This is a genomic window from Pantoea phyllosphaerae, assembly GCF_051025595.1.
Taxonomy (GTDB): Bacteria; Pseudomonadota; Gammaproteobacteria; order Enterobacterales; family Enterobacteriaceae; genus Pantoea.
In genome coordinates, this window is sequence record NZ_JBPFDE010000012.1 from 68,803 (window position 1) to 80,883 (window position 12,081).

Here is a 12,081-nt window from a genome sequence, read left to right on the forward strand (position 1 = left end):
AACCTGTTGCATGGAGGTCATATCCGCATCAGAAATGCCCTCATCAGACACAGATATAATCTGCTGAAAGCCATCGGGCTTTATAATTATATGGAAGTCCAACGATCCTGTACCTGACGTCATAGCTGATTATCAGGTCCTCATTGATTCAGTGTGGGTCATGCGCGAAGGGCGATACGGAAACCTGTCGATCGGTTAACCGGCCCATCGTAACTTCATATAATAAGACTTATACAAACTCAGCGACATCCCCTCCTAAACCCGCTATCATGCGGATCCGGCCCGGATCCTGAGCGAAAGCGCTGTTTACCCTTCGCCTTCTTATCCAAAACGATACCCGGACATAAAAAACGGTACCCTGCGCTACCTTAAAATGACAACGCTACGCAAAATCTGCAGCAGTTCACCCCTGCTTTCTTCTCAGAATTCACGTAGCGCGATCTCAAGCTGAATTGCGGTTAAATTGAACAGATATGGATGGATTAATCACCTCACACGCCCTGCTGCCGCTTTCTCAGTCAGATGACGACCTGGCGCAACGCCTGCGCGAGTTCGTTCAGGATAAAGATGCGTTTGCGCCCAATACCTGGCGCCAGCTGATGAGCGTGATGCGCGTCTGCCACCGCTGGGCATCGGCCAACAATCGCGTGCTGCTGCCGATGTCGCCTGAAGATCTGCGTGACTACCTGAGCTATTTGCAATCCATCGGGCGCGCCTCCTCGACCATCGGCACGCATCAGTCGCTGATTACGATGTTACACCGTAACGCTGGTTTGGTGCCGCCATCGACCTCACCGCTGGTATCGCGTGCGGTTAAAAAGATTAACCGCGTGGCGGTGGTCTCCGGCGAGCGAACCGGTCAGGCGGTGCCGTTCAGGTTAAGCGATTTGCAAAAGGTTGAGGCGGCCTGGGCAGATAACCAGAACCTGCGGAATCTGCGCGATCTCGCCTTTCTGCATGTGGCTTACAGCACACTGATGCGTATCAGCGAGGTGGCGCGCTTTCGCGTGGGTGATGTGATGCGCGCAGAAGATGGGCGCATTATTCTCGAAGGCTCCTGGACCAAAACCATTCTCGATACCGGCAGCCTGGTGAAAGCGTTGGGAGCGAAGTCGTCAGCGGTGCTGACAAAGTGGATTGTGGCATCGGGACTGGTAAACGAACCGGATGCTTTTCTCTTTGCGCCGGTGCATCGCTCAGGGAAAGTGATGGTCGTGACCGACGCCCCCATGAGCACGCCCGCGCTGAAAACTATTTTCACCCGCGCGTGGGAAGCTGCCGGTCATACCAACACCATGAAGCCGAATAAAAATCGCTATCGCCGCTGGAGCGGTCACAGTGCGCGCGTGGGCGCCGCGCAGGATCTGGCGCGCAAAGGCTATTCTGTGCCGCAAATCATGCAGGAAGGGACCTGGAAAAAACCGGAAACCCTGATGCGCTATATCCGCTATGTGGAAGCGCACAAGGGCGCAATGGTGGATCTGATGGAAAACAGTGAAGAGTAAGCCGCTAAGTTATCCACAGAAAAAGTGGACAGCCTGTGTGAAACTCCGGGAAAAGATGCGGCGAACTGCGCAGTATTGCCGGGGACAGGAGAATTTTAGCGCTGAATTAACGCGCAAATACATCAGGTTATCCACCTTTTGATTAGCCATGCGTTAATTTCATAACTGCAGGTGTGCGCTTAAACCACTTTGACCGTTTTTTTTCAAAATGGTTCAGGTGAATTCGCTTGAAATCGCTGATACAAGCTTTTTCTCAATTTCAGGCTTCTCTGTAGCGCAGCGCATTAATCACTTCAGTCAGCGCCGGCATCATTTGACGGCGGCTGGCGTAGTAGAGATGGTATCCCGGAAAAAGCGGCCACCACGCCTGCAGAACCGGCACTAATTCCCCCCTTTCAATATGCAGCTGCGCGCGATCCAGCGGAACGTAAGCGAGTCCCAGCCCATCCAGCGCCGCCTGCAGCATCAGCCCGGTGGTGTTAAAAACGGTTTGTCCCTGCACCCGCACCGATAACGCTTTGCCCGCTTTTTCGAAGTCCCAGGCGTAAATCCCGCCGTGCGTCGGGAGCCGCAGATTGATGCACTGATGCATCGTTAGCTCAGCTGGCGTTTCCGGCGCCGTTTTATCCTGCAGATAATCCGGCGAGGCGACCACCGCCATATAGAAGTCAGGGCCGATCCTGACGGCGATCATATCCTTATCGACCACGTTGCCGACGCGCACCCCGGCATCAAACTGCTGCGCCACGATATCGGTCAGCGCATAGTCCACGCTTAATTCGATCTGAATCTCAGGATAGCGCTTGAGCAGCGGCCGCAGGCGCGGCCAGAGCACGGTTTCGATGGCGTGATCGTGCGCGGTTATGCGCACGGTGCCTGCCGGTTTATCACCCAGCGCGCGCAGCGAGGCGAGTTCGCTGTCGAGCTCGCGCAGCATTGGCAGCAGCCTGTTGTAGAGTTGCGCGCCGGCTTCGGTAAGGGAGACGCTGCGCGTGGTGCGCGTCAGCAGTCTGACCCCGAGGCGCGCCTCCAGCGCCGTAATCGCATGGCTCAATCCAGAGCGCGACATGCCGAGCTGCGCGGCCGCCCGGGTAAAGTTTTTCTCACGCGCCACAAGATGAAAGGCGCGCAGGTCGTTGAGGTTTTCAGGCATCATTGTTGAATATGCTGCACATACGTATTCACATTTGACCATCTTATCAAACAATCCTCCTGATCCTACACTGAACTCACTCACCCTCAGCGGGGCCAGCATCTGACGCTGCCTCCTGTACCGCGAACCGGAGCCGTATGAAGAGCATTGCCTGTGCTGCGATGTTCCTCGCGCTGGCCTGTTCAGCTGCTGACTTAAAGGAGAAAAGCGCTGTGATTACCATCATGCAAAGTGGAGAAAAACCCTCGGTACCGGGATCTCCTGACTATTTTACCGGAACGGTGCGCATTGATTCGCCATTCCAGGGAAGCGTTCCGGCACGCGTGGGCGGCGCGACCGTGACCTTTGAGCCTGCCGCCCGCACGGCGTGGCATACCCATCCCCTCGGCCAGACGCTCATCGTCACCGCAGGGCGCGGCCTTATTCAGGAATGGGGCGGCCCGGCGCGCGAGATCAGGCCTGGCGATATCGTCTGGATCCCGGCAGGCGTGAAGCACTGGCATGGCGCTGCGCCGCAGAACAGCATGTCGCATATCGCCATTGCCGAGGCGCAGGAAGACAAGGTGGTTGACTGGATGGAGCATGTCAGCGACGAGCAGTATGCGTCCCGTGATAAATCGTGACGGCATAACGGCCAGGCGGCACATGACCAGCCTGCTGGCGCTCTGCGCCGCGCTGGCTTGCTTCAGCAGCGCCGCTGAAGATGCCTCTACTTTTACTTCGATAAGGAACAGAACTATGCTGACTCAGCAGCAACATCCTCTTACCGCTTCACAGAAGCAGACGGCTGCGATTGCCGCCAGCGCTGCGACGGGCGACATCCCTGCACTGAACGCTGCGCTGCAGCAGGGGCTGGATGCCGGTCTCACCCTCAGCGACTGTCGTGAGATCCTGGTCCAGCTTTACGCCTATGCCGGGTTTCCCCGCAGCCTGAATGCGCTGACTGAGCTGATGAAAGTGGTTGAGGCGCGTCGCGAGCAGGGCATAAAGGATGCGGAAGGTCACCCGCCAGGGCCGTTGCCGAAGCCAGAAGAGATGATGAGGGTCGGCACGCAGAACCAGACCACGCTTGCTGGCGGCCCGGTCAAAGGCGCGCTTTTCGATTTCGCACCGGCTATTGATCGCTATCTGAAAGTCCATCTTTTCGGCGATGTTTTCAGTCGTGATAACCTCGACTGGAAAAGCCGCGAGCTGGCGACCGTCGGCGCGCTGGCAGCTATGACCGGTGTCGAGTCCCAGCTAAAAGCGCACCTGAACATCAGCCGGAACGTAGGGCTGACGGATGCGCAGCTGGCCGAACTGGTGCCGCTGTTTGAGAGCCGAGGCGAGCCAGACACGGCGCAACGGCTGCAGCGTGCGCTGGCGTCAGGAAGCGCGCGTTAACGGAATGCACCTGCGCTTCGGCGCAGGTGTTCACGGCGGGTCTATCCTGAACAGCTGGCGCATGGCTCTGGCGCCTTCAGTCGTCACATTCACTTCACGGTAGCCGGGTACGCGAACCAGCCAGCCTTTCTGCAAAAATCGCGTCATCAGCGCATGGCCGGCGTCGCCTCCCAGATGAAAACGCCTTTCGCTCCAGTCGAGACAGGCACAGCAGGCTTTGCGCCTGGACTCAGGATGCAGAATCGCGCCAAGGGCATCAAACTGCGCTTTTCCCACGGCGGTCAGAGATGAACCCTCAGGCTCCAGCCACTTTTCCTGCAGCATAAACCCGTAAATCTTCACCGCCAGCTCGCCCGCCAGGTGATCGTAACAGGTGCGCGCATAGCGCAGATGGCCAGGGGTACGCGACGGCGATACAGCGCGGGGCCGCATGGAGACGCCCATCAGGTTCTCCAGCAGGCCGGCAATGTGATGCCCGGCCAGGCTGTAGTAGCGGTGACGTCCCTGCGTCAGGCAGACGATCAGCCCGCTGCTGAGAAGGCGCGCAAGATGTCCGCTGGTCGTCGAAGCGGCAACCGAGGCAACCGCACCCAGCTCCGTGGCCGTCCAGGCCCGGCCATCCATCAGCGCGCAGAGGATGGCGACCCGCGAAGGATCGGACATGGCAGAGGCAACAAGCGACATCGATTTTTCGAGGCTATGCTCCGTCTGCTGGTTCTCTTCAGTCAGCAACTGACGCATGCGACACGATTTCCCATTTTTTGGTCACTTCCGCCGCCCGCTGATTATCATCCGTCAGGAGGATTAGCCGGTTGCGGTGATCGCTGTATTGCACCTGAATATTGATGCCGCTGCGACCCAGAGCATCCGCGATTTCGCCGAGCTCGCCGGGGCGCGCCTGAGGCAGCTTTCTTATCAAAGGTCGAGAGACCGCTTTGACGTGATATCCCGCGGCCATCAGCACCTGCCGCGCCTTTTCGCCATCTTCGACGAAGAAATGCGCATGGCCGACCTCCGACGAGGTAAAAACGCCGCCTCCTTCCAGTCCAACGCCGCTATGCCCCAGCGTTTTACTCAGTAAGCCAAGGACGCCCGGCCTGTTTTCCAGAACGATGTAGATATCATACATGCGAATGGGTTTCCTTATCTGAAGCGTAATCGCGCAGCACGCGCGCGACGCGTATTCTGTAAAAGGCAAAAACGGATTCCCTGCCCTCTTTTTGCGCGGCCTGATGCATCAGGTTCCGCTTCCAGCCTGCTACGGCCTCTTCATCTTCCCACCAGGAAAGCGAAAGAATTTTGCCTGCGGTACTCAGGCTCTGAAAACGCTCAATAGAAATAAACCCTGGCGCGTCGGCTAACAAAGGCTTGAGCTGCGCGGCAAGTTGCAGGTAGCGATCCTGCGCGGCAGGCAGGGCATCGGCTTCAAAAATAACGGCGATCATATGCTGGCTCCGAGGTTGAATACGTCGCTCAGCTTAAGCTCGCCAGAAACCGGATACTTCGGCGCCCGCCGAAATATGCCTGATTAACGCGCCATCGTTAAAAGTAAATGCTTCCTTGCGGGCGATGCATGCGCGGGCGGGTTCAGGTCGTAAACCAGCCGTCGGGATATTGCTCGCAGATGAATGCCACAAAGGCGCCCACTTTAGGGCTTTGCAGGCGGCGAGAGGTGTGCAGCACCCATAGCTCTGTGGTACTGCCCGCCTCTCCCCAGGCGATCAGCGCGCCTGTGTCCAGCAGGCCGCTGACAATCGACTGCGGCAGCATCGCTGCGCCAGCGCCCGCCATAACGGCGTCGCGCACGGCCAGCAGGGAGGAGAACTGCGCCACCGGCTGCGGGATAAAGCAGCGCTGCCCGTTTTCCAGCGACCAGATCTCGCCCTCCCGGTGTGTGGGCATCACTACCGCAGCGACAGGAAGCGGGCGGCTGCAGTCCCCCGGCGGCATCTCAAACCCGGGCGCGGCAACCAGCATCAGCTTGTCCCTGGCAAAGCACCTGCCTACCAGCGTGCTGTCCGGGGGCGGATTAATGCGGATGGCCACGTCGAAGTGCTCCTCAACCAGATTGCTGAGCCTGTCCTCTGCGACGGACTCAATCCGGACGTCGGGATAACGCGCGCGGAATCGGGCCGCGAGCTGGCCCAGCGCCACCTGTGAAAACAGCAGCGGCGCGGCGATACGCAGGCATCCTCTGGGTTGGATCGCGCCCTCCTGCGCCATAACGACAGCTTCGCTGATTTCGCGCATCGCCCCGGCTGTTCTGGCCAGCAGAAGTTTGCCTGCCTCGGTAATCTCAAGCCGACGGTTGCCGCGCTCCATAAGGCGGACGCCAAGCGCCTCTTCAAGATCGGCCAGCCGTCGCGACAGCGTCGCCTTCGGCCGCCCGCTGGCGCGACTGGCGGCGCCTAATCCGCCCGAGGCGGCAATAAGGTGAAAATCTGCTAGGGCGTTAAGGTCCATATCATGTCTCATTTATGGAACAAATGGTCTCGAGAATAGCGTCTTACGCCATTAAACAAAACAGCTTAGTCTCTGTTTACACCCATCTGACATCACGGAGTAAACATCATGACTATTCTCGTTACCGGCGCCACCGGCCGTGTCGTCGCCCAGCTTATCAGCCGCGGAGCCGCTGTTCGCGTACTGACGCGCCACCCTGAGGCTGCCGGCTTTGGGCCAGCCGTCGAGGTGGTTAAAGGCGAGCTGCTCGATCTTGACGCCCTGCGCGCCGCCTTCTCTGGCGTTAGCACGCTTTTTCTGCTGAACGCCGTAACGGCCGATGAGTTTACTCAGGCCATCATTACCCTGAACGTCGCCCGCGAATGCGGTGTTGATCGGGTCGTCTACCTTTCAGTGTTCGAGGCGGATAAAGCGGTGAACGTTCCGCACTTCGCCGTGAAGTTTGGCGCGGAGCAGATGCTCGCGGCGATGGATTTTAGCGCCACTATCCTGCGGCCGACCTATTACATCGATAACGACGCGATGGTCAAAGAGGTCATCTTCCACCACGGCGTTTACCCGATGCCGATCGGCCACGTCGGGCTGGCGATGGTGGATGTGCGCGATATTGCCGAGGTGGCCGCGATCGAACTGATACGACGCGACCGGGCGCCCGGCAAACTGCCCGTCGACACCATCAATATCGTCGGGCCCGATACCCTTACCGGACCTCAGGCCGCTGCGGTATGGGCCGAAACGCTCGGGCGACCGGTTAACTATGGCGGCGACGATCCCGCCGCTTTTGAAGCGAACATGGGGGGATTTATGCCGAAATGGATGGCCTATGAAATGCGTCTGATGGCCGAGCGCTACGTCAGCGACGGCATGATCCCGCAGGCTGGCGATCGCGAGCGGCTGGTGGCGCTGCTGGGCCGTCCGCTGCATGCCTACCGCGACTTTGCCGCGGCGCTGGCAGGCTAAAGGTCAGAGGCCGTCGGGCGGAGAGGGCTCGCCCGATGCTTCCTGCTCAGCGTCGTGAATCAGCCTGAGCAGGTGCGATACCGTTCTGGCCGTGCTGCTGCGTCGCCAGGCAAAGGCGATATCCGTGTAAAGCGTGTTGTTCTCGATCTCGCAAAACACAATCTGCGGATTATTGACGCAGCACACAGAGGCCGGCACCAGCGCGATGCCGCAGTTCGCGCCCACCATGCCGAGAGAGGCGGCAATCTGCGGCGCCTGCTGAAAACGCGCCGAGGAAAAGCCCGCGCGCAGGCAGGTGCTGACGATAAGCTCATACAGGCTTGGGGAGACGTCGCGCGGGAAGATAATCAGCGTTTCGTCTGCCAGCTGCGACAGCGCCACGCTTCGCTGATGGCCAAGTGCGTGGCCAGCGGGCAAGGCAACGAGCATTCTCTCGGTGGCAATCACCTTCAGATTGAAGGCCTTGCTGCTTTCGCAGGGCAGGCGAATAAAGGCCGCGTCGAGCAGTCCTTCCTGTAAATCCTGCATCAGCAGCGCCATGTTCTCCTCCCGCGTGCTCAGGGTAATGGCGGGGTAGCGCGCCTTGAAGCGGCGGATCAGATCGAATACCGGCTGGCCAAACGCCACCGAGCTGGCGAAGCCCAGCGACATCTGTCCGCTGATCCCCCGCGCCACGCCGCGCGCCTTCTCCAGCGCATTGTCGGCCTGCTGCACAATCTGTATCGCATCCGGCAGAAACGCACTGCCCGCCTCCGTCAGCTCAACCCCTCGCGTTAAACGCTTCAGCAACGGTGTGCCGATCTCATGTTCCAGACGCTGGATTTGCTGACTCAGCGGCGGCTGAGAAATGCCCAGCATTTCCGCTGCGCGGGTAAAGTGCAGCGTTTCGGCCACAGCAACGAAATAACGTAGATGCCGAAGTTCCATATCAAAAACGTCTCAAAGTTAACAGGTTTTGCTATTGGATTCTGCAAGCCAACTGGCCCACCATGATATTAACAAAGCTTAACTATAGGTTTGTGAGGCACGCTATGTATAATATTGTATCTGATTGTTCATGTGAGGATCAGCTCAAGGATACCCTTGGCAAACTTGCGGAAAAATCACCAGAAAAATTTATCTATCAGACGTCGTTAATGAGCGCGCTGCTCAATGGCGTTTATGACGGTTCGACCACGGTTTCCGCGCTGTTGCGCAAAGGCGATTTTGGTCTGGGCACCTTTAATCAGCTCGACGGCGAGCTGATCGCGTTTGACAGCCAGGTGTATCAGCTTCGTTCCGACGGCAGCGCCCGCCCGGCCCGGCCCGAGCAGAAGACGCCCTTTGCGGTAATGACCTTTTTCAAACCTGAATACCAGCACCGCTTCGCTGAAGCCGCCACGCGTGACGACGTGCACGGCGTGATCGACAGCAAAATCACCTCAGATAATCAGTTCTGCGCGCTGCGCATCAGCGGCCGCTTTCGTGCTGTACAGACGCGCACCGTGCCCTGTCAGTGCCGCCCCTATCGCACTATGCCTGAAGTGTTAGGCAATCAGCCCACCTTCGACTTTCGCGAGGCGGAGGGCGAGCTGATCGGCTTCCGCACCCCGCAGTATATGCAGGGCATTAACGTCGCAGGCTACCACGAGCATTTTATTACCGGCGATCGCCAGGGCGGCGGACACATCCTCGATTACGTGCTGGAGAGCGGTCAGCTGACGTTCGGCGCCATCAGTCAGCTGGTGATCGACCTGCCGCAGGACCGCGATTTTCTGCAGGCGGATCTGAACCCGCAGGATCTGGATGAGGCCATTCGGGCTGTCGAAAGCTAACAACAGAGGTGATGATGAAAACGCTAACAAGCAACGTGCTCTGGAACAGCGGCGCCGATCTCGTGGTGGCGCAGCTTGAAGCGCAGGGCGTCAACCATGTGTTCGGCATTCCCGGCGCCAAAATCGACAAGGTGTTCGATTCGCTGGTGGATTCGCCGATTCAGCTGATCCCGGTGCGGCATGAGGCGAATGCCGCCTTTATGGCGGCCGCGGTCGGCAGGCTGACCGGCAATGCCGGCGTGGCGCTGGTCACCTCGGGGCCGGGCTGCTCGAACCTCGTGACTGGCATGGCCACCGCTACCAGCGAAGGGGATCCGGTGGTGGCGATTGGCGGCGCGGTAAAGCGTTCTGACAGCGCCAAGCAGGTTCACCAGAGCATGGACACCGTGTCGATGTTTCGTCCGGTGACGAAATTCGCCGTTGAGGTCACCGACGCCTCTGCGCTGGCTGAATGCGTCTCCAACGCCTTTCGCCACGCTGAGAACGGCCGCGGCGGCGGCGCCTTTATCAGCCTGCCGCAGGATATCGTCGATCAGCCGGTATCGGGCACGCCACTGCAGCACAAGGGACGCGTCACGCTGGGCGCCGCGCCCGATTCACTGGTAGAGGCGGTCAGCCGCGAAATCGCGCGGGCCAAAAATCCGGTGATCCTGCTGGGCCTGATGGCGAGCCAGCCAGAGAACAGCGAGGCGATCCATGCGCTGCTGACCAAAAGCCGCATTCCTGTCACCAGCACTTACCAGGCCGCCGGTGCGGTGCGCCAGGAGCACTTTTCGCGCTTCGCGGGACGTATCGGCCTCTTTAACAACCAGGCGGGCGATCGCCTGCTGCAGCAGGCCGATTTGATTATCACCATCGGCTACAGCCCGGTTGAGTATGAGCCCGCGATGTGGAACAGCGGAAAAGCGATGCTGGTGCATATCGATGTGCTGCCGGCGGAGGCTGACAATCGCTACCTGCCTGATGCCGAGCTGGTAGGCGATATTGCGCAGACCGTACGTAAAATCGCCGCGCGTATCGACTCGCCGCTGCAGCTCAGCGAGGCCGCTGCCGCCATTCTGAAGGATCGTCGCCAGCAGCGGCAGCTGCTGGCGATGCAGGGCGCCAGCCTGGATCAGTTTGCGCTGCATCCGCTGCGCATCGTGCGCGCGATGCAGGACATCATCAAGGGGTCAGTTTGGATATCGAAAATTATTGTACGTTAAGGAGATTTTTTGTACCTCTGAGCTATGGCAAAGCTTGACCACTTTGACAGGCAGCTTTAAGCGAGGAGCGGACATATTGGTTTTCTTCGCACAAAGGATAAGAGGTGGCATTTACCCAAAATGTTTAGATGATTTAGCAAATATTAAGAATTAGAGGTGGGCGGATAATGATTAATTTCTCCGCTTATCCACCTATATTCCGTTAACAATTCAAAAACAGGGATAAAGATTCAACCAATTGCATAGATGGTTTAATGCGCTGCGGTTTTCGATAAAAGATTTAGAATTAAAACGCCGCAGATAATCAAGAACATTCCCAATAAAGCCCAAATATCCAATTTTTGTCCGAATACGAGCCAGCCCAGTATAGATACAGTAACGATACCAAGTCCAGACCAGACTGCATAGGCAATACCAAGTGGTATGGACTTTAAAGTAATCGATAAACAATAAAATGCAATGGCATATCCGACAACCACCACGACAGAAGGCACCAGTTTAGTAAATCCTTCACTAAGTTTCAGGCTTGTTGTTGCTACAACCTCACCTATAACAGCGATTAATAGAATAATCCACGTATTCATAATATACCTCAACTATTAAAATAAGGATTTTGATAATAAACTAAATTAATAAAATGTGTAGTCTTGTATTTTGTATTTATTGGTGAGCAGCCCTAAGCCATTTTTAATGGCAAAAAATATGATGCTGCCGATGATAATCAAGATGTTATCTTTATTAATGTTATCCAGAGACAGGACAATGTCCGCTCTTGGCACACAGCGGACTTTACTTACATAGATGATGCGTCAGGCTGCTAGTCACAGGCTAACTATTACGCTATGACTGCAAATAAACATTGTTATTTCAGCTTTTCAGTTTTATGAAGCGCTTGTATCCGGCAAACCTGTGAAGCACTGTAGCCCGTAGCATCAGCCGTTTCCTGGATACTCAGTTTCTTTACCTGTCTATAGTACAGGACTTTCTGATGTCGCTCTCGATCGGCCTGTTTACCCCGGTATCTCCCCAGCGTATGTGCCCGTTCAATCCCCTGCTTTTGTCGTTGGCGGCGACTGAGCCAGTCCTTATGCGACATTGCTGCCATCAGGTCGATGAGCATATTATTGATGGCGGTTATCACGGCGCGGGTGATTGGGTCAGCCAGTGAAGGGTCCTTATCTGACAGTGCCTGCCATGAGGTGGGCACATCCAGGCTGACAATCCGCAGCTCGTGTTGCTCGATCTGCTTTTTCAGCGTCATCCAGTCGCTGTTACTCAAACGGGTCAGGCGGTCTATCTGCTCGACCAGCAAAATATCATTGCGGTGACTGTCCATCAGTAAGCGCCCCAGTTCCGGGCGGTCGAGTTTTGTCCCGCTGATGTTCTCCCGGTAGTAACTGGCTATTTTATGTCCCCGCTCTTCAACAAACTGCTCCAGCATCTCTTTTGCCCGATCGGCGAACTGATCTTCCGTCGATGCCCTTAAATAAGCTCTGATGAACATTTTTTCACCGCATTATCGCATTTAAGTTATTGCATTTATTCTATCGCATATAGGTTATGTCATTCATCGTATGCCGTCACGTTTTGGTCGTGGC

At 57.0% G+C, this 12,081-nt stretch carries 13 protein-coding genes and 1 pseudogene; 6 read left to right on the forward strand and 8 right to left on the reverse strand.

Going from position 1 to position 12,081, the window contains the following annotated elements; translation table 11 throughout:
• Window positions 1-473: 473 nt before the first annotated feature.
• On the forward strand, window positions 474-1,505 hold the full coding sequence (locus tag ACR6A7_RS15920) for a tyrosine-type recombinase/integrase (protein WP_434125985.1): 1,032 nt from the start codon (window positions 474-476) through the stop codon (window positions 1,503-1,505).
• A gap of 259 nt (window positions 1,506-1,764) precedes the next feature.
• Here the strand turns inward: ACR6A7_RS15920 and ACR6A7_RS15925 are convergent, their stop codons facing one another.
• Window positions 1,765-2,661 carry a LysR family transcriptional regulator gene (locus ACR6A7_RS15925; protein ID WP_434125986.1) on the reverse strand — a complete coding sequence of 299 codons (897 nt, stop codon included), beginning with the start codon at window positions 2,659-2,661 and terminating at the stop codon, window positions 1,765-1,767.
• Between the two features lie 212 nt (window positions 2,662-2,873).
• Between ACR6A7_RS15925 and ACR6A7_RS15930 the strand changes: the two genes are divergently transcribed.
• Complete coding sequence (locus tag ACR6A7_RS15930) at window positions 2,874-3,281, forward strand: (R)-mandelonitrile lyase (protein WP_434126083.1); 408 nt, start codon at window positions 2,874-2,876, stop codon at window positions 3,279-3,281.
• A 22-nt stretch (window positions 3,282-3,303) separates the two neighbouring features.
• Window positions 3,304-4,041 (forward strand): carboxymuconolactone decarboxylase family protein, encoded by a 738-nt coding sequence (locus ACR6A7_RS15935; protein ID WP_434125987.1) that lies wholly within the window; start codon window positions 3,304-3,306, stop codon window positions 4,039-4,041.
• Between the two features lie 30 nt (window positions 4,042-4,071).
• Here the strand turns inward: ACR6A7_RS15935 and ACR6A7_RS15940 are convergent, their stop codons facing one another.
• From ACR6A7_RS15940 to ACR6A7_RS15955, 4 genes are all read right to left on the reverse strand, one after another.
• Entirely contained in the window at window positions 4,072-4,782 is a 711-nt protein-coding gene (locus tag ACR6A7_RS15940; protein WP_434125989.1) for an ArsR/SmtB family transcription factor, read from the reverse strand.
• Window positions 4,763-5,170, reverse strand: a complete 408-nt coding sequence (locus ACR6A7_RS15945; protein ID WP_434125990.1) for an amino acid-binding protein — start codon at window positions 5,168-5,170, stop codon at window positions 4,763-4,765. The genes ACR6A7_RS15940 and ACR6A7_RS15945 overlap by 20 nt, the downstream gene beginning before the upstream one ends.
• Entirely contained in the window at window positions 5,163-5,486 is a 324-nt protein-coding gene (locus ACR6A7_RS15950; protein WP_434125992.1) for an antibiotic biosynthesis monooxygenase family protein, read from the reverse strand. The genes ACR6A7_RS15945 and ACR6A7_RS15950 overlap by 8 nt, the downstream gene beginning before the upstream one ends.
• Before the next feature lie 142 nt (window positions 5,487-5,628).
• Window positions 5,629-6,504, reverse strand: coding sequence for a LysR family transcriptional regulator (locus ACR6A7_RS15955; protein WP_434125994.1), 876 nt, complete (start codon window positions 6,502-6,504; stop codon window positions 5,629-5,631).
• A 108-nt stretch (window positions 6,505-6,612) separates the two neighbouring features.
• On the opposite strand from ACR6A7_RS15955, the gene ACR6A7_RS15960 reads away from it, so the two are divergent.
• Entirely contained in the window at window positions 6,613-7,464 is an 852-nt protein-coding gene (locus ACR6A7_RS15960; protein WP_434125996.1) for an SDR family oxidoreductase, read from the forward strand.
• 3 nt (window positions 7,465-7,467) lie between these two features.
• Here ACR6A7_RS15960 and ACR6A7_RS15965 read toward each other — a convergent pair whose 3' ends face one another.
• Complete coding sequence (locus ACR6A7_RS15965; RefSeq protein ID WP_434125997.1) at window positions 7,468-8,391, reverse strand: LysR family transcriptional regulator; 924 nt, start codon at window positions 8,389-8,391, stop codon at window positions 7,468-7,470.
• A gap of 104 nt (window positions 8,392-8,495) precedes the next feature.
• Here ACR6A7_RS15965 and budA point away from each other — a divergent pair, with 104 nt between their 5' ends.
• Together budA and alsS are read left to right on the forward strand one after the other, a co-directional pair.
• Window positions 8,496-9,278 carry an acetolactate decarboxylase gene (gene budA / locus ACR6A7_RS15970; protein ID WP_434125998.1) on the forward strand — a complete coding sequence of 261 codons (783 nt, stop codon included), beginning with the start codon at window positions 8,496-8,498 and terminating at the stop codon, window positions 9,276-9,278.
• A gap of 14 nt (window positions 9,279-9,292) precedes the next feature.
• Window positions 9,293-10,465, forward strand: a pseudogene (gene alsS, locus ACR6A7_RS15975) (acetolactate synthase AlsS); the annotation flags it as partial.
• Between the two features lie 269 nt (window positions 10,466-10,734).
• Here alsS and ACR6A7_RS15980 read toward each other — a convergent pair.
• Window positions 10,735-11,067, reverse strand: a complete 333-nt coding sequence (locus ACR6A7_RS15980; RefSeq protein ID WP_161658920.1) for a DMT family transporter — start codon at window positions 11,065-11,067, stop codon at window positions 10,735-10,737.
• A 278-nt stretch (window positions 11,068-11,345) separates the two neighbouring features.
• On the reverse strand, window positions 11,346-11,987 hold the full coding sequence (locus ACR6A7_RS15985) for a recombinase family protein (RefSeq protein WP_434126000.1): 642 nt from the start codon (window positions 11,985-11,987) through the stop codon (window positions 11,346-11,348).
• Window positions 11,988-12,081 lie beyond the last annotated feature (94 nt).